This window comes from Paraburkholderia sp. J94 (assembly GCF_905220285.1).
Classification (GTDB): Bacteria; Pseudomonadota; Gammaproteobacteria; order Burkholderiales; family Burkholderiaceae; genus Paraburkholderia; species Paraburkholderia tropica_A.
In genome coordinates, this window is the sequence record NZ_CAJMZH010000007.1 from 266,912 (window position 1) to 283,129 (window position 16,218).

At 65.6% G+C, this 16,218-nt stretch carries 13 protein-coding genes; 5 read left to right on the plus strand and 8 right to left on the minus strand.

The features are described 5' to 3' along the window. Window positions 1-63: 63 nt before the first annotated feature. From U4Y88_RS17095 to U4Y88_RS17110, 4 genes are all read right to left on the minus strand, one after another. Complete coding sequence (locus U4Y88_RS17095) at window positions 64-459, minus strand: response regulator (protein WP_321785243.1); 396 nt, start codon at window positions 457-459, stop codon at window positions 64-66. A gap of 7 nt (window positions 460-466) precedes the next feature. Beyond that, a complete protein-coding gene (locus U4Y88_RS17100) occupies window positions 467-1,804 on the minus strand; it encodes a sensor histidine kinase (RefSeq protein WP_321785245.1) in 1,338 nt (445 codons plus the stop codon). 1 nt (window position 1,805) lies between these two features. After that, window positions 1,806-3,212: a class I SAM-dependent methyltransferase gene (locus U4Y88_RS17105; protein ID WP_224008675.1), complete on the minus strand. Its 1,407-nt coding sequence runs from the start codon at window positions 3,210-3,212 to the stop codon at window positions 1,806-1,808. 281 nt (window positions 3,213-3,493) lie between these two features. Continuing rightward, complete coding sequence (locus U4Y88_RS17110; RefSeq protein ID WP_321785247.1) at window positions 3,494-4,402, minus strand: LysR family transcriptional regulator; 909 nt, start codon at window positions 4,400-4,402, stop codon at window positions 3,494-3,496. Window positions 4,403-4,529: 127 nt separating this feature from the next. Between U4Y88_RS17110 and metE the strand changes: the two genes are divergently transcribed. Further along, window positions 4,530-6,824 (plus strand): 5-methyltetrahydropteroyltriglutamate--homocysteine S-methyltransferase, encoded by a 2,295-nt coding sequence (gene metE / locus U4Y88_RS17115; protein WP_321785249.1) that lies wholly within the window; start codon window positions 4,530-4,532, stop codon window positions 6,822-6,824. Between the two features lie 33 nt (window positions 6,825-6,857). Here the strand turns inward: metE and U4Y88_RS17120 are convergent, their stop codons facing one another. The 4 genes from U4Y88_RS17120 to U4Y88_RS17135 form a co-directional block, all read right to left on the minus strand. Then, complete coding sequence (locus tag U4Y88_RS17120) at window positions 6,858-8,156, minus strand: citrate synthase (protein WP_321785251.1); 1,299 nt, start codon at window positions 8,154-8,156, stop codon at window positions 6,858-6,860. A 93-nt stretch (window positions 8,157-8,249) separates the two neighbouring features. Continuing rightward, window positions 8,250-8,684: a VOC family protein gene (locus tag U4Y88_RS17125; RefSeq protein WP_310631804.1), complete on the minus strand. Its 435-nt coding sequence runs from the start codon at window positions 8,682-8,684 to the stop codon at window positions 8,250-8,252. 24 nt (window positions 8,685-8,708) lie between these two features. After that, on the minus strand, window positions 8,709-10,028 hold the full coding sequence (locus tag U4Y88_RS17130; RefSeq protein ID WP_321785253.1) for an MFS transporter: 1,320 nt from the start codon (window positions 10,026-10,028) through the stop codon (window positions 8,709-8,711). A 49-nt stretch (window positions 10,029-10,077) separates the two neighbouring features. After that, window positions 10,078-10,884 (minus strand): SDR family oxidoreductase, encoded by an 807-nt coding sequence (locus U4Y88_RS17135; RefSeq protein WP_321785255.1) that lies wholly within the window; start codon window positions 10,882-10,884, stop codon window positions 10,078-10,080. Between the two features lie 373 nt (window positions 10,885-11,257). Here U4Y88_RS17135 and U4Y88_RS17140 point away from each other — a divergent pair, with 373 nt between their 5' ends. The 4 genes from U4Y88_RS17140 to U4Y88_RS17155 all read left to right on the plus strand — a co-directional run bounded on the left by U4Y88_RS17140 (window position 11,258) and on the right by U4Y88_RS17155 (window position 16,119). Continuing rightward, a complete protein-coding gene (locus tag U4Y88_RS17140) occupies window positions 11,258-12,220 on the plus strand; it encodes a D-glycerate dehydrogenase (RefSeq protein ID WP_321785257.1) in 963 nt (320 codons plus the stop codon). A 433-nt stretch (window positions 12,221-12,653) separates the two neighbouring features. Then, the gene (locus U4Y88_RS17145) at window positions 12,654-14,180 is read left to right on the plus strand and encodes a sugar ABC transporter ATP-binding protein (RefSeq protein ID WP_321785487.1); all 1,527 of its coding nucleotides are present in this window, start codon (window positions 12,654-12,656) and stop codon (window positions 14,178-14,180) included. Then, complete coding sequence (locus U4Y88_RS17150; RefSeq protein ID WP_224008660.1) at window positions 14,177-15,115, plus strand: ABC transporter permease; 939 nt, start codon at window positions 14,177-14,179, stop codon at window positions 15,113-15,115. Before U4Y88_RS17145 ends, U4Y88_RS17150 begins: the two co-directional genes overlap by 4 nt. Further along, window positions 15,112-16,119 carry an ABC transporter permease gene (locus U4Y88_RS17155; RefSeq protein ID WP_321785258.1) on the plus strand — a complete coding sequence of 336 codons (1,008 nt, stop codon included), beginning with the start codon at window positions 15,112-15,114 and terminating at the stop codon, window positions 16,117-16,119. Before U4Y88_RS17150 ends, U4Y88_RS17155 begins: the two co-directional genes overlap by 4 nt. Window positions 16,120-16,218 lie beyond the last annotated feature (99 nt).

Sequence of the window (16,218 nt, forward strand, 5' to 3'; positions counted from 1 at the left end):
AGCGGGCCATGTTCGGTGCAATGACAAGGGCAGCGGCAGGCGGCGCGATCGTCGGGCGCCGCATCACGTCGGGCGCGCCGCCGCGGCCTCGGCCAGCACCTCGCGGACCGTGCTCACGCCCAGCGGCTTTTCGAGGATGCGGAACACCTCGCCGGACGCGAGCGCGTCGAGCAGCGCGTCCTTGTCCGCATAGGCCGTCACCAGCACGCGCACGATATGCGGATAGTCGCGCGCGATTTCCCGCAGCAGTTCGTCGCCGTGACGGCCCGGCATGCGGAAGTCGGTCACGAGCACCGACACGCGCGCGCCCTCGCTGCGCAGGATCGACAGGGCTTCGTCGGCGCCGTCGGCGAGCAGCACTTCATAGGCGCTGCCCGCCGAGCGCGCGAAATACTTGCGGGCCAATTCCTCGTCGTCGACATAGACGACCGTCGGGCGTGCTGACTGGGTTTCGCTCATCTCGGCCTCACTCCACACGCGGCAGGTCGAAGTTGAACGCGGTCCACTCGCCCAACTGGCTTTCGGCGAACAGCGTGCCGCCGTGCCGCTCGACCACCGCATAGCTGATGGACAGGCCGAGGCCGAGGCCCTGGCCGACTTCGCGCGTCGTGAAGAACGGCTCGAACACCCGCGCGAGATTTTCCGGCGCAATGCCCGGACCGTTGTCGCGCACGTTCACGTGCAGCCGCTCGTCGCGCCATTGCGCCGTGACGTGCACCTTCGGCGACGCCGTATGCGCCTTGTGCATCGCGAGCGCCGCATTCGAAAACAGATTGATGAGCACGCCGATGATCGCGGCTTCGTCGCCGAGCACGAGCGTGTCGGCGGGCAGTTCGCGCGTGACGGTCACGCCGCGCAGTTCGTGCGCGCTGAGCCGGATCGACGAATCGAGCGCCTTCTCGAACAGGAACGGCACGTCGTCGGCCGCCGCGCCCGGCTTGCGGTAGGCGAAGGTCTTGAGGTCCGAGACGATGTGCTGGATCCGGTGCATGCCCTGCTTGACGTCGGTGAGGCATTCCTGGAGCGAGTCGCTGTCCTTGACCTGCGGCTCCTCCATCGCGATCTCGATCGCCATCAGGCAGAAGTTCACGGGGTTGTTGACCTCGTGAAGCAGCCCCGCCGACAAGGTGCCGATCGCGGCCATCTTCTCCTGCTGCAACAACTGCCCCTTGATCTGCGCGAGGTTCTCGTTGGTGCGCGCGAGCTGCTCGTTCTTGTTCGCGACTTCGTCCTTGAGGCGAAAAAGCTGGAAGCGGCCCTTCTCGTTGAAGTACGTATAGATGGAACTCGCGAGCGCGCAGAAGAAGATCAGGATCAGCTGGAACTGGAACTTGCTGACGTCTTCGATGCCGCCCGGATGCGCGGCGCAGGCGACGTAATAGAGCGCCACCGTGGCGACGCCGAAGGCGAGCGTCTGCCACGCGCCGGACTGGAACAGGATGCCCACCGCGAAGATCGTCAGCATGAGGCCGGCGTAGAACAGCGAGGCTTCGCCTTCGGTGGCGTAGATCATCCACGAGATCATGACCTGCGGCAGCAGCAGCCAGCCGAAGGTGATGACCTGCACGTGGCGGCGCCCGGCCTGCGTGTAGAGCGCGAGCAGGGCGAGGCCGATGGCGACGCTGGTGAGCGCGCGCACGAACGCGAAGGTTCGCTGCTCGGACGGATAGACGACGTAATCCATCGCCATGCCCATCAGCACGAGCACGATCACGGTCAGGCCGCCGGCCTTGCTGCACAACAACCGGTAGTCGCGCAGCTCCTCGCGATAGGTCGTTTGCAGCCCAACGAGGGAGGTACTCATCTCAGGCAGCGCAAGGCTGGCCGATCACCGCTTCGGCGAAGACGTTGACGCCGGTCGCGTCGGTGTACAGGCGCGGCTCGCCGCCGTCCTCCGGCATGATCTCGGCCATCTGCGCCTCGTTGCGATAGATGAGGTACCACTCCAGCACGTGCTCCATGCTCAGGCGTTCGGGATTGTCGGCGTGGACGTTGGTGACCAGCAGGCGGCCGCCGGGGCGCGTGCGGCTCGCGAAATACTGGGTCAGCCGCGCGCAGACCTTGTCGGACAGATAGTCGAACAGACCGGCGCAATAGACCGCGTCGAACACGCGCGTGTCGGGCGCGTCGGCGTCCATGCGGCGCTTGAGCAGATGGTGGACCGAGTCGTGCGTATAGCTGATGCTCATCGGCTTGCCCAGGCTCTGCGCGAGCGAGCCGAGACGATTGCGCGTCCAGTCGAGCGTCTCCTGGCTGAAGTCGAGCAGCTCGAACGTGAGCCACTGCGGCTCGTCGTATTCCTCGATGAAGCGCTGGATTTCCTGCGCGGGACCGCAGCCCACGTTGAGCACGCGGAACGGCCGCTCCGCGGCGCGCGCGGCGTTGGCGAGGCGCGTGAGGTAATCGACCAGCAGCTCGATGCGGTTGCGGTGCGCGCGCGCCACGGCCGTTTGCAGGAAGGCCGCGTTGACGATCTGGAAGTACGTGCTCGGACCCTGGCGCGGGTCGTCGAGCATCTGGTTGACCATCTGATAGTCGCCCGCGTAACCGAGCGGCTTCGTGAAGGTGCGGAACACGAACGGCGAGCGCAGCAGCAGCGGATGGAGCGCCGCCTGGGCGAACGCGCGATGCGCGGGCGCGAGTTCTTCGTCGACGAGGCGCGCCTCGCCTTCGAATTCGTCGAAATAGACTTTGGTCCGCTGCATCAGCGGCGAGGCCAGTTCGAGGAAGAAGTCTTCGCGCAGGCTTTTGCCTTCCTTCGGCAGGGTGTCGGCCAGATCGGCCTGTTCGACCCAGCGCGACATGTCGGTGAGGAACGCGCGCAGCTGGTTGACCGCGATCTGATAGTCGCGGCGGATCTGGAAGCGCTCGGCCCAGTCTTGCGCGAAGCGGCGCGCTTCCTCGCCCACCGCGCGCGGCTCCAGCACGCCGCCGCTCAGTTCGCGCCACTCGTCGATCAGCGTGACCGAGACGATCGCGGTCAGGCCGGTATTGACCATGCTGATGACGACGGCCTTGCCTGCATAGGCCTGCTCCACGCCCATCTTGACCGACAGGTCGCTCAGCACCTCGCTGACCTGGACAATCGAGTACGGGTTATAGACCTCCATCACCAGGGACTTGCGCTGGAGATTGATGATCGTGCCCCGCACCTGCTCGCCCTGCGAGTTGCGGAAGCTCACTACCGGATCGATTTGCGTTTTGGAATACACGGTATTGCGGCTAGGTAAGTACCACAGGAAATGGGTTCGAAATCGGTGGCTAAACCGTGGCAAGGAGTGATGCCTTTGCCTTATACGCGTCACATCGCGACGGTAGGGAAGGCGTTGGCACCACCCGCTTGCTTCGCCGGTCCTGTAGCCGGTTTCGAAACACTGCGCGCCTATACGTTTGCAGCATTCTACTGATAAAAAAAGATTGCTGTCGTCTCACGCGGATGACATTGGAACAAGCCGTGTGACAAACGATTTCGCCTATGGCAATCCGCATGCATTCAGCGCTTCATGCGCGGCGCCTGCCAGTTCGATTCGCGCGCGAATTCGACGAATGAACCGAGGTAATCGACAGCCGCGTCGCCTTCGCGCGTGCCGAGGAAAATCTGCTTGGCGATGCCCTGTTTACCGAGCTTCACGATGGCGAGCGGCATGCGGTCCGCGTATTCCTCGGCGAGCCATTTCGGCAGCGCTGCCACGCCGCGATGGCTCGCGACCATCTGCAACATGATGTCGGTGGTTTCGATCGTCTTGTGACGGCGCGGCATGATGTTCGCGGGCCGCAGGAACTGGTTGTAGATGTCGAGCCGGTCGGTTTCCACCGGATAGGTGATGAGCGTTTCATCCACGAGTTGCTCGGGTTTGATGTATCGCGCATGAGCGAGCCGATGGTTTTCGGCGACCACCAGCACCTGCTCGTAGTCGAACACCGGTTCGAAACGCAGGCCGGGCCGGTTCAGCGGATCGGGCGTGACCAGCACGTCGATGTCGAAACCGATCAGCGCGCCGATGCCGCCGAACTGGAAACGCTGCTTCACGTCCACGTCCACGTCGGGCCAGCGCGCCAGATACGGCGACACCACCTTGAGCAGCCACTGATAGCACGGCGCGCATTCCATGCCGATGCGCAGCGTGCCGCGCTCGCCCGCCGCGAACTGCTTCATGCGCGCCTCGGCGGTTTCGAACTGCGGCAGCAGCCGTTCCGCGAGCGACAGCAGATAGCGGCCCGCCTGCGTCAGCCGCAGGCTGCGGCCCTCGCGGTCCCAGATCGCGGTGCCGAGCTGCTGCTCGATTTTCTTGACCGTATGACTCAGCGCCGACTGCGTGAGGAACAGCGTTTCGGCGGCCGCGGTCAGCGAGCCCTGGCGGGCCACTTCGCGGACGATGACGAGGTGTATGCGTTCGAGCATGGAGAGACGGATCGGACTTCAGATGAAAATTTCTAATGGATCGATGAAATAATGCCATTTTTATTCATCGACCGTAAGCCCTATCATCGCTGCCACTTCGGAACCTTTTTTATCGGATGGCAGCGCAATGGTCACGACACACAACCTCGGCTTCCCGCGCATCGGCGCGCAACGCGAACTGAAATTCGGCCTTGAGCGCTACTGGAAGGGCGAGTCGTCGCGCGACGAACTCACGGCGCTCGGCGCCGAACTACGCGCTCGCCACTGGGCGAATCAGCGCGCGCTCGATCTCGTGCCGGTCGGCGATTTCTCGTTCTACGACCAGGTGCTCGACATGAGCTTCACGCTCGGCAATCTGCCCGAACGCGTGCGCGATTTTCACGGCGACGCGCTCGACAACGCCTTCCGCGTCGCGCGCGGCCGCTCGGCGGCGGGCGCGGACGATCACGCGGCCTGCTGCGGCGGCGTGGCGGCGGGCGAAATGACGAAGTGGTTCGACACGAACTACCACTACATCGTCCCCGAATTCACGGCGCATACGCAGTTCAATCTCGACACCGCGCGCCTTGCCGCGCAACTGCGCGAAGCGCAGGCGCAGGGCGTGAAGGCGAAGCCGGTGATCGTCGGGCCGCTCACGTATCTGTGGCTCGGCAAGGCCAAGGACGACTCGGACAAGCTCGCGCTGCTGCCGCGCCTGATGGCCGTGTACCGCGCGCTGCTGAGTCATTTCAACGCGCTGGGCGTGGAGTGGGTGCAGATCGACGAGCCGATTCTCGTGACCGAACTGGAACCGGCGTGGCGCGAGGCGTTCGTGCGCGCTTACGAAGGCTTCGAGGAACGCAGCGTCAAGCTGCTGCTCGCGACGTATTTCGGCGAGCTGAAAGAGAATCTCGATCTCGCGTGCAGCTTGCCGGTCGACGGCCTGCATATCGACGCGGTCAACGCGCGCGAGGAAGTCGTGCTGGCGGCGCAGAAGCTGCCCGCGACGAGCGTGCTGTCGGTTGGCGCGATCAATGGCCGCAACATCTGGAAGACCGATCTGAACGCCGCGCTCGACTGGCTCGCGCCGCTCGCGCGCGAACTTGGCGAACGTCTGTGGATCGCGCCGTCGTGCTCGCTGCTGCATGTGCCCGTTGATCTCGCGAGCGAAGTCCGGCTCGACGCGGAGATCCGTTCGTGGCTCGCCTTCGCGCTGCAAAAGCTCGACGAAGTGACGCTGCTGGCGCGCGCGCTGAACGAAGGCCGCGAAGCCGTGGCCGATGCACTCGCGGCGAATGCCGCCGCCATCGAAGCGCGCCGACACTCTCCGCGCGTGAACAATCCGGCGGTGAAAGCGGCCCTGGCGCGTATCGACGCGACGCTCGGCCATCGTCAGCACGCGTATGCGGAACGCGCGCCGAAGCAGGCCGCGTTGCTGAAGCTGCCCGCGTTCCCGACCACCACGATCGGCTCGTTTCCGCAGACCGGCGAGATCCGCCAGGCACGCAGCCAGTATAAGCGCGGCACACTCGACGACGCGGGCTATCGCACCGCGATGCGCGCCGAAATCGCGCGCAGCGTGCGCGAACAGGAAGCGCTCGAACTCGACGTGCTCGTGCATGGCGAAGCCGAGCGCAACGACATGGTCGAGTACTTCGGCGAACAGCTCGACGGCTACGCGTTCAGCCAGTTCGGCTGGGTGCAGTCGTATGGGTCGCGCTGCGTGAAGCCGCCCATTCTGTTCGGCGACATCAGCCGCCCGAAGGCCATGACGGTCGAGTGGATCGCCTACGCGCAATCGCTCACGAACAAGCCGATGAAGGGCATGCTCACCGGCCCGGTGACGATCCTCAACTGGTCGTTCGTGCGCGACGACCAGCCGCGCTCGGTGTCGTGCCAGCAACTCGCGCTGGCGATCCGCGAGGAAGTGCTCGACCTCGAAAAAGCGGGCGTGCGCGTGATCCAGATCGACGAGGCCGCGCTACGCGAAGGTCTGCCGCTGCGCCGCGCGCAATGGAGCGAGTATCTGGGCTGGGCGGTGGAGTCGTTCCGCATCGCGGCGAATGGCGTCGCCGACGAAACGCAGATCCACACGCATATGTGCTATTCGGAGTTCAACGACATCATCGCGTCGATCGCCGATATGGACGCGGACGTCATCACGATCGAGACCTCGCGCTCGGATATGGAATTGCTCGATGCCTTCGATACCTTCAGGTATCCGAACGAAATCGGGCCGGGCGTCTACGATATTCACTCGCCGAATATTCCGACCGAGGCGCATATCGTTCAGTTGATGCAGAAGGCGGCCGAGCGCATTCCGGCGCAGCGCCTCTGGGTGAACCCGGATTGCGGCCTGAAGACGCGCCAGTGGGCCGAGGTGATTCCGGCGCTGACGCAGATGGTCGCGGCCGCGAAGGTGTTGCGCGCACAGGCGCGCTAACGCTTCGCGAGCGCGCGCTGAGTCGGGTTCGACTCAACTTCCCGCGACCTTGAACAAGCGATTCTTCTGCAAGGTCTTTTCGTCGGGCGCGGCCACCTTGCTCCGGCGCGGCGCGCTCGGGCCCGCTTCTTCTTCGAGCGGCGGGCCGGTATAGCGTCCGCGCGGGCGAATCACCTTGCCCACGCGCAGTTGCTCGATGCAGTGCGCGAGCAGGCCCACGCAGCGCGCCGTGGCGAACAGCGCGAACGCGGCGTCGCGCGGCAGATTCAGTTGCGCCGCGAGCGTCGCGAGCGCGACGTCGATGGTCGGCTTGAGGCCGGTGAGCTTCACGACCTTGGCGATGAAGGCGGCGAGTTCGGCGGGCGGCTCCAGCGCGTCGAGCAGCGCGGCGGCACGCGGGTCGCCGTCCGGGTACAGATGATGGCCGAAGCCCGGCACCGGAATCGCCGATTGCAGATGATGCGTGACGACCTGATCCGCGCCGAGCCGGTTCACGTCGTCGAAGACGGCGCGCACGCGCCCGGACGCGTCGCCGTGCAGCGGCCCCGACAAGGTCGCGAGACCCGTGAGCAGGCAGCCGGGCAGCGAGGCGCCCGTGGACGCCGTGATGCGCGCCGCGAACGCCGAACTCGTGATCTCGTGGTCGGCGACCAGCACGAGCGCCTTGCGGATCAGCTCGGCGCCGTGGGCGTCCTGATTCCAGCCGAGCGCGAGGCGTGCGTGAACCGGCATGGCGTCGTCGCCGTTTGCATGACCGCTTGCACCGCCGCTTGCACCGCCGCTTGCACCGCCGCTTGCACCGAATGCCCGCGCGACGGCCGCGACCAGCTGGCCCGCTTCGACGTGCAGGGCGGCGTCGGTGCGGCCGAGCGTGGAGTGGCCGTTGGCGGCGAGCGCCGCGAGCGAGGTGAACGCGCATTGCCGTCCGCGCGTTTCGCCTTCCGGTGCGGCGTCGTCGGCCTCGAAGGGGAAGGTCACGGGCGCGCGCGCGTGCCAGAGCAGCGTGGCGACGTCTTCGAGCGTGGCGTGGTCGGCGAGCGCGATGGAGTCGCGTCCGCGATAGTACGGGCGGCCCTTCGAGAACGTGGTGATGCCGCTATAGATGCACGGCTCCGCGCCGAAGATCGTGCCCGCGGCGAGCGCTTCGCGCTTGCGTCCGACCTGTTTCTTGCGGCACAGGCGCGCGACGTCGTCGGCGCGATAGAGGCTTTTGCGCGGATCGTGCGGGTCGGGCATCACGGCGATATTGCCGCGGCTCGCGTAGGCGTAGACGGTCTGCGCTTGCACGCCGAGTTGCCGGGCGGCTTCGGCCAGAGTGATCCAGTTTCGCATGGGAAAACAGGGGAATGCGGGGAACGATGAGCGGGGCGACGCGCCGCGGACGAGCCGCGCGCGACGCCGACATCGTCTCATCTTGCAGGCTTTCTAGCGAAAAGTCATCTCGGCGGGGCGGCGCTCCAGCACCTCGATGAGCACGTCGCCCGGCGCGCGCACGAAGCAGGCGCGCACGCCGGGCCGGATCTGGCGCACCGGCTCGACGATCTGCGCCTCGCAGCGCGTGAGATGCGCGAACGCGGCGTCGAGATCGTCCACCGTCACGCCGAAGTGATCGATGCCTTCGCGGCGCGCTTGCGCATCGCGCGATTCAGCGGACGACGCCGTTTGCGAATGAATCTGCGAAGGCGCGAGCGGCGTAATGAACAGATCGACGCCGCCGATGCGCAGATCGACGCGGCCAGGCCGACGCACGATCTCGGCGTTCAGGCAGCGCGCGAACCATGCGGCGGTGGCTTCGGCGTCGGCCGAGCAGAGTTGCAGATGATCCCATCGGCATTCGACAGGCGAGGGCAGGTTCGGCATGAGCGGTTCCGGTTGGCGTGCGCGTTAGAGTTCGATGCGGGACAGCTTGCCCAGCAGCACCGAATACGAGAGCGTGCCGACGAGGCAGATCGCGCCCATCAGATTCAGCGCCCAGTAGAAGTGGCCCGTGTGCTGCGTGATATAGCCGATCATCAGCGGCGTGGTGATGCCCGCGATATTGGCGGCGAGACTCGTGATGCTGCTCGTCAGGCCCACATATTGGCGCGGCGCGATTTCGGCCACGGCGGCCCACGACATCGAACCCACGCCCTGCGCGAAGAACGCGACGGTCAGCACGGCGATCACGAGTTCGTTCGACTCGACGAAATTCACGAGCACGATGGATGCGCCCAGCAAGGTGCCGACGATCAGCGGCGCTTTACGCGCGGTGGACACCGAGACGCCGCGACGTATGCAGAAGTCCGAAATAAATCCGGCGCTGAGAATGCCGATCGTCGCGCCGAGAAACGGCATCGCCTGGAAGATGCCCACCTTGATCATCGACATGTGGCGCGCTTCGACCAGATAGGTCATGAACCACGTCGTGAAGAACACCAGCAGCGTGTTATTGCAGAACTTGCCGAGACAGATCGCGAGAATCTGGCGATAGCCGAGCAGGCGCAGCGCCATGCGCCAGTTGAACTTGTCGCGCGGCTTGCGCGAGGCGGGCGTGACGCCGCCGTTGATGTGCTGGAGTTCGGCGGCGTTCACGGCGCGATGGCGCGCGGGATCGCGATAGGTGCGATACCAGAGCACGCTGAACAGCATGCCGAAACCGCCCGTCACGAAGAAGACCGTGCGCCAGCCATACATCGACGAAATCCACAACAGCAGGCCCGTGAACAGCGGCGTGCCGATGTATTGGCCCATCACGTAGACGCTCGTGGCGAAGCCGCGTTCCTGCACCGGAAACCACAAGGTGACCGCGCGCGTGTTCGAGGGGAACGCGGGCGTTTCGAGCGCGCCCATCGCGAGACGCGAACCGAGCAGCATGTGATAGCCGTTCGCGAAACCTTGCGTGAGCGTCGCGAACGACCAGCCCACCAGCGAGAGCGCATAGGCCACGCGCGAGCCGAGCACGTCGGTGAGCACGCCGCCGGGCACGAGCGCGATGGAGTAGGCGAGGCCGAATGCGGCGAACAGCTCGCCCATCTGCATCTTGTTGAGCCCGAGATCCTTCGAGAGCGAAGGCGCGACGATGCCGAGCGCCGAGCGATCGACGTAATTGAGTATGGTCGCGATCAGCAGCATCGAGAGCACGGCATAGCGGACTTTCGTGCGCTTCGCGCTTTGCGCGTAAGCCGGCGTGCCCGCGGGCAACGGTTGATCCTCTGCGTATTTCATCGGTGTCTCCATGTCAGGCGGCTTTTTTTATGCGGTCCGCTTCGTGTCGTTATCCGCGGCCGACGAACGGCATCGTGGTCGCCATGATCGTCATGTCGAGAATGTTGGCCTCGGGCGGCAGCGTCGCCATATGCACGACCGCATTCGCCACGTGCTCCACGTCCATGCGCGCTTCGGGCGCGAGCCGGCCATCGGCCTGCAAGACGCCTTTGTTCATACGTTCTGTGAGCGGCGTGGCCGCGTTGCCGATGTCGATCTGGCCGCACGCGATGTTGTACGCGCGGCCGTCGAGTGCGATCGAGCGCGTGATGCCCGTCACCGCGTGCTTGGTCGCGGTATAGGCGATCGTGTTCGGACGCGGTGAGTGCGCGGAGATCGAACCGTTGTTGATGATGCGTCCGCCTTGCGGCGACTGCGCTTTCATCTGCCGATACGCGGCGCGCGCGCACAGAAACACGCCGGTGAGATTGGTGGCGACGACGTCGTTCCAGAGATCGAGTTCGTAGTCTTCGAGCGGCACCGCGCCCGCGTTGCGGCCCGCATTGTTGAACAGCACGTCGAGGCGGCCGAAGCGCTGCGCGATCTGCTCGAACGCGTGCTCGACGGAGTCGGCATCGGTCACGTCGGCGGTGAAGGGCTGCGCCTCGCCGCCGGTCAGGCCGATCGCTTCCTGCGTATCGAGCAAGGGTTCGAGGCGGCGTCCGATCAGCGCGACCGTGAAGCCGTTTCTCGCGAGCGCGATGGCCGTGGCGCGGCCGATGCCGGAACCCGCGCCGGTGACGGCGGCGATGCGAGGCAATGCGCGTGGCAATGCGGGGGACGATGCGGGTTTCGATTCATGCGTCGATGCAGACATTTCCCGTCCTCTGGTCGATTCGGTTGAACACGGAAAAAGGATTGCATTCGGCTGACACGGGCAGCAATCTTGATTGGATCAATCAACATCAGAGGGCTTGCCAGCCGGGGGGGCATCAGGGAATGTCCCGATGCGGCGCGCGAGGCGGGACGCGCAAAAGGCATGCGCGATTAAGTCTGCGCTTAGGTGCGTGATTGAGTCCGTGATTCAGTCCGCGAATTAAGGGCGCGAATTAAAGCACTGCGTGTGAATAGCGCAGTGAACGGCGCGCTTGAGCGATACCCGCCGATAAGTTGATTGATCGAATCAAGATTGACGCATCGGTGTGCGGCTTCGTAGTCTCTCGTCGTCATTCGACCCAAAGGAAAGCACGATGCCGGACACTCAACGCACCCGACTGCTCATCGCACGCAAGGTTCCCGCTGCCGTGGCGCAGCGCGCGGAAGCCGAATTTCACGCCTACGTGACCGACGCCGACATGGACGCGGCGTCCGTGGTCGACTTCTGCACGAAGCACGCGCTGCCCGCCGTGCTGATCGGCAAGAAGTCGGGCCTTCAGGCCGAGCACATCGCCGCCTTGCCGCCGACGCTGAAGATCATCGCGAACGCGAGCGCGGGCGTCGATCACATGGATGTGGCGGCGGCGCGCGCACGCGGCATCGTCGTGACGAACGCGCCCGACGCGCTGACCGAATGCACGGCCGACTTCACGATGCTGCTCGTGCTGGCGGCCTGCCGCCGCGCGTCGGAATACGAGCGCATCATGCGCGCGGGCTGGGGCAAGTCGTTCGGCATGACCGACATGCTCGGCACGCGCGTGAACGGCAAGACGCTCGGCATCGTCGGGTTCGGGCGCATCGGGCGCGCGGTCGCGCGGCGCGCGCAAGGCTTCGGCATGCGCGTGATCTATACGGATATCCAGCGTGCCGCGCCCGCGCTCGAAAACGGCGCGACGTATTACGAGAGCCTCGACGCCATGCTGCCGCACAGCCAGGTGCTGACGCTGCACGTGCCCGGCGGCGGCGCGCCGCTGATGACCGCGCGCGAATTCGGACTCCTGCCGAAAGACGCGATCTTCGTGAACGCGGCGCGCGGCGGTCTCGTCGATGAAGATGCGCTGTACGCGGCGCTGACCTCGGGGAAACTGCGCGGCGCGGGCCTCGATGTTTATCGCGGCGAGCCGAACGTCGATCCGCGCTTCGCCACGCTCGACAACGTGTTCCTCTCGCCGCACATGGCGAGCGCCACGGTGGAAACGCGCGACCAGATGGGCTTCACCGCGCTCGATAACGTCGCGGCCGTGCTCGGCGGCGCGAGTGCGCTGAATCCGGTTTAATCGTCGGCTTTAAAGGCTGCGGTTCGCCGCCGTGCAATGCGGCGGCGAACCGGTAAAAACAGTCACTGCATCCCACTATGTCGGATCAGGCTGCGTCCCTCACGCAGCGGCTGCGATATCGAAACCGATATCGAAAGCGTCCGGTTTTTCATTAGAACGATATCGATTCGGTCCTTAGACTCGAACGGCCGCCTCATTGCGCATCGTTTTCCCGCGCTTTCCTTCGCTTTCCGCAAGCCCTTGCGCCGCGCTGCCGGTGCTCCGTCTAGGGCAAATCCCTATGGGTCTGAAGTTTTCCGCAACATTAGTATATTAGAAAGCCTCCATCATCGAGATGGAGTACAAGCATGGAGACCAGCGTCGCCGGGGCGGACACGAACGTGTCGCGACCGGAGAGACGCCCGCCGCGAAGGTTTTTCGGAGCACGGATGTGATCGATAACATCGAGTCGAAACAAAGCGCGTCCCCCCTGATACGTTTTTCTGGCATCGGCAAGTCCTTCGGCAATGTGAGGGCCTTGTCCGATATCGATTTCGATTTCCTCACGGGTGAATGCGTCGGCATCGCCGGGCATAACGGCGCGGGCAAATCGACCTTGATGGCGGTGCTCGCGGGCGTGTATACGCCCACCGACGGCCGCATCGACACGCACGGCGCGCCCGCGCCGCATTACGACGCCGACGCCGCGCGACTCGCGGGCGTGCGCTGCGTGTTCCAGGAGCTGTCGCTCTGTCCGAACCTGAGCATCGCGGAGAACATGTGCGTCGTGCATCCGCGTCTGCGCGGACGCGGCTGGCGCAAGCGCGCGAGCACGCTGATGCGCGAGAAGCTCGCCGAAATCTTTCCGGGCTGCGGACTGAGCGGCGCGGAACTCGTTTCCGACCTCACGCTCACGCAGCGGCAGATGGTGGAAATCGCGCGCGCATTCACGGAAACCGACACGCCCGTGCGTCTCGTGATTCTCGACGAACCCACCTCGAGCCTCGATGCGCACACGGCCGAACAACTGCTCGCCTATGTGCGCAAGGCCAACGCGCGCGGCGTGACGTGTTTGCTCGTCACGCACATGCTCGGCGAAATCGAGCGCGTGGCCGACCGCGTGATGGTGATGCGCGACGGCAAGCTCGTGCGCATTCTGCCGCGCGAAAATCTCACGCGCGACGCGATCATCCAGGCGATGGGCCAGCATGTGGAAGTGGCGAACGCACCGCGCGAAGATGCCGCCGCGCAGACGGCGCGCGAGCACGCCACGCGCGATTATCGCTGGGTGATCGGGCCGCACCGGCGCGCCGAAATCGACGCATCGCGTGGCGAAGTGATCGGCTTCGGCGGCCTCGCGGGGCAAGGGCAAACCGAAACGCTGCTCGCGATCTACGACATCGCGCAACGCGCCTCGCGCGACAGCGTGGCCTTCGTCGCGGGCGACCGCGCGCGCGACGGCGTGTTTCCGGTCTGGTCGATCGCGCAGAACCTCGACGTGCGCTGGCTCGGGCGCGGCGGCATGACGGCGCACGACACGAACGATGCCGCGAGCAGCGGCGCCGCGAAAGGCCTCGGCTGGCTGATCGACTTCAAGGCCGCGCGTGCGCTGGTGGAAACGTGGCGCACGAAGATCGGCATACGCGGCGCGTCGATGCAATCGAACATCCTGTCGCTCTCGGGCGGCAATCAGCAGAAGGTGCTGTTCGCGCGCGCGCTGGCCTCGAACGCCTCGCTCATTCTGATGGACGATCCCACGCGCGGCGTCGATATCGGCACCAAGCGCGAGATCTACGCGCTCGTGCGCGCCGAAGCCGCGAAGGGCCGCACCTTCGTCTGGTACACGACCGAAAACGACGAACTCGCCTATTGCGACCGCACCTTCGTGTTCCGCTCGCGCCGCGTCACGCGCGTGCTGCACGCGGGCGAATGCACGGAAGAAGCGCTGCTGGCGGCGAGCTTCGAGGAGCTGGCTGCATGAGTACTGTGATGACCCAGGCGCGTTTGCGCACGATGCTGCCCGCCGTTTCGCTGTGCGCGGTGCTGGTGCCGATCCTGTTTCTGCAACCGGCCACGCTCAGTTATTTCGGCTCCAATCTGCTGCTCAATCTCGCGGTGCCGCTGGTGCTCGCGACGCTCGCGCAACTCGCGATCATCACCGTGAACGACCTCGATCTCTCGATCGGGCCGTTCGTGAGCCTCGTCGCCTGCATTGGCGCGACGATCCTCGATCAGCATCCGCTGCTCGGCGTGCTCGCGCTCGCCGCTTGCGTGGCCGGTTATGCGGCCATCGGCGCGTTGATCGAGATTCGCCGCATTCCGTCGATCGTCGTCACGCTCGGGCTGTCGTTCGTGTGGAGCGGGCTCGCGATCGTGCTGCTGCCGTCGCCGGGCGGCAACAGCCCCGGCTGGCTCGGCTCGGCGATGAGTTTCCAGACGCCGCTCGTGGCCGCGCCCATCGTCTGGTCGGCGGTGATCGCCGTGGTCGCGCACTTCCTGCTGATGCGCAGTTCGGCGGGCGTGCGCAGCCGCGCGGTCGGCGGCAATCCGCGCGCCGTGAGCCGCTTCGGCTGGTCGCTGGTCGGACGACGCGCGCTGATGTACGGCGTGGCCGGCATCTTCGGCGTGCTCTCGGGTCTCGCGCTGCTCGGCCTGACGACCTCCGCCGACGCCAACATCGCGCTGCGCTACACGCTGCTCTCGATCGCGGCCGTGATCCTCGGCGGCGGCGAATTCGTGGGCGGACGCGTCTCGGTGGTCGGCGCGGTGCTCGGTGCGATCACGCTCACGCTCGCGGCGTCGTTCCTCGCGTTCCTCAACATTTCGTCGGACTGGCAGGTGGGCATGCAGGGCGCGATCCTGATCGTCGTGCTGTCGCTGCGCGTCCTGCTTCAACGTAACGGAGAGCGCCAATGACGACGCCTCGTTCCGGCGGCGTCGCCGCCACGCCCGCCGATTCCGCTGAATCCGCGCAAGGCCTGTTCGCACGCGTGAAAGCACTCGACGCACCGTGGGCGTTGTCGTTTGCGGGCGCGGTGCTGGTCTGGGCCGCGACGGTCGGTTTCTTCGGCTTGCCGGTGGCCGCCAATGTGCTCGAAACCGCGCTGGTTTACGGCATTTTCATGGTGCTGGTCGGGCTCGGGCAAATGCTCGTCATCACCTCCGGCACCGGCAATATCGACCTCTCGGTGCCGTCGACGATCGCGCTCGCGGGCGTGATCGGCATGCACGTGATGAACGGCAGCGACGCGCGCATCGCGCTCGGCATCGTCGCGGTGATCGGCGTGGGACTCGCGGTCGGCCTCGTCAATTACGCGCTGATTCGCCTGCTGCGCATTCCGCCGATCATCGCCACGCTGTCTTCCAGCTTCATCATCCAGTCGGTGGCGATCACGCAGGGCGGCAATCTGCCCGCGCCGCCCGCCGCGCTCGGCAACTTCGCGACCGGACGCCTGCTGCACATTCCGTATCTCGCGCTGCTGGCCGTGGTGCTCTCGCTGCTGATCGCGCTGCTCATGCATCGCAGCGTGTACGGACGGCGGCTTTCGGCGGTCGGCCAGAACGCGCGCGCCGCGTGGCTCGCGGGCGTGAACGTGCATCGCACGCGCTGCACCGCCTACGTGCTCTCGGCGATCATCGCCTCGCTCGCGGCCGTGTGTCTCGCGGCGGTCGCGGGCGGCGCGGCGCTCGACATGGGCGTCGAGTACATGCTGATCTCGATTGCCGTGGTTGTGATCGGCGGCACGCTCGTGACGGGCGGCAAGGCTTCGATTCTCGGCGTCTGGGGCGCGTCGATGTTCCTCTTCATGATGACGTCGATCCTCAATGCCGTGGGCGCCGACGCGGGCGTGCGCTCGCTCGTCTACGGCGTGCTCATCATCGCGGTCACCGCCGTTGCGGGCGGGCAGAAGCTGCGCTGATCGTTATCTAAGGATGCCTGATTAACTGGAGGTGGCGCGGCGCGAGATGCGCCTGCGCCTCTGTTGTTGCGCCCGCCATCGCGCGCCGCCTAAATCGAA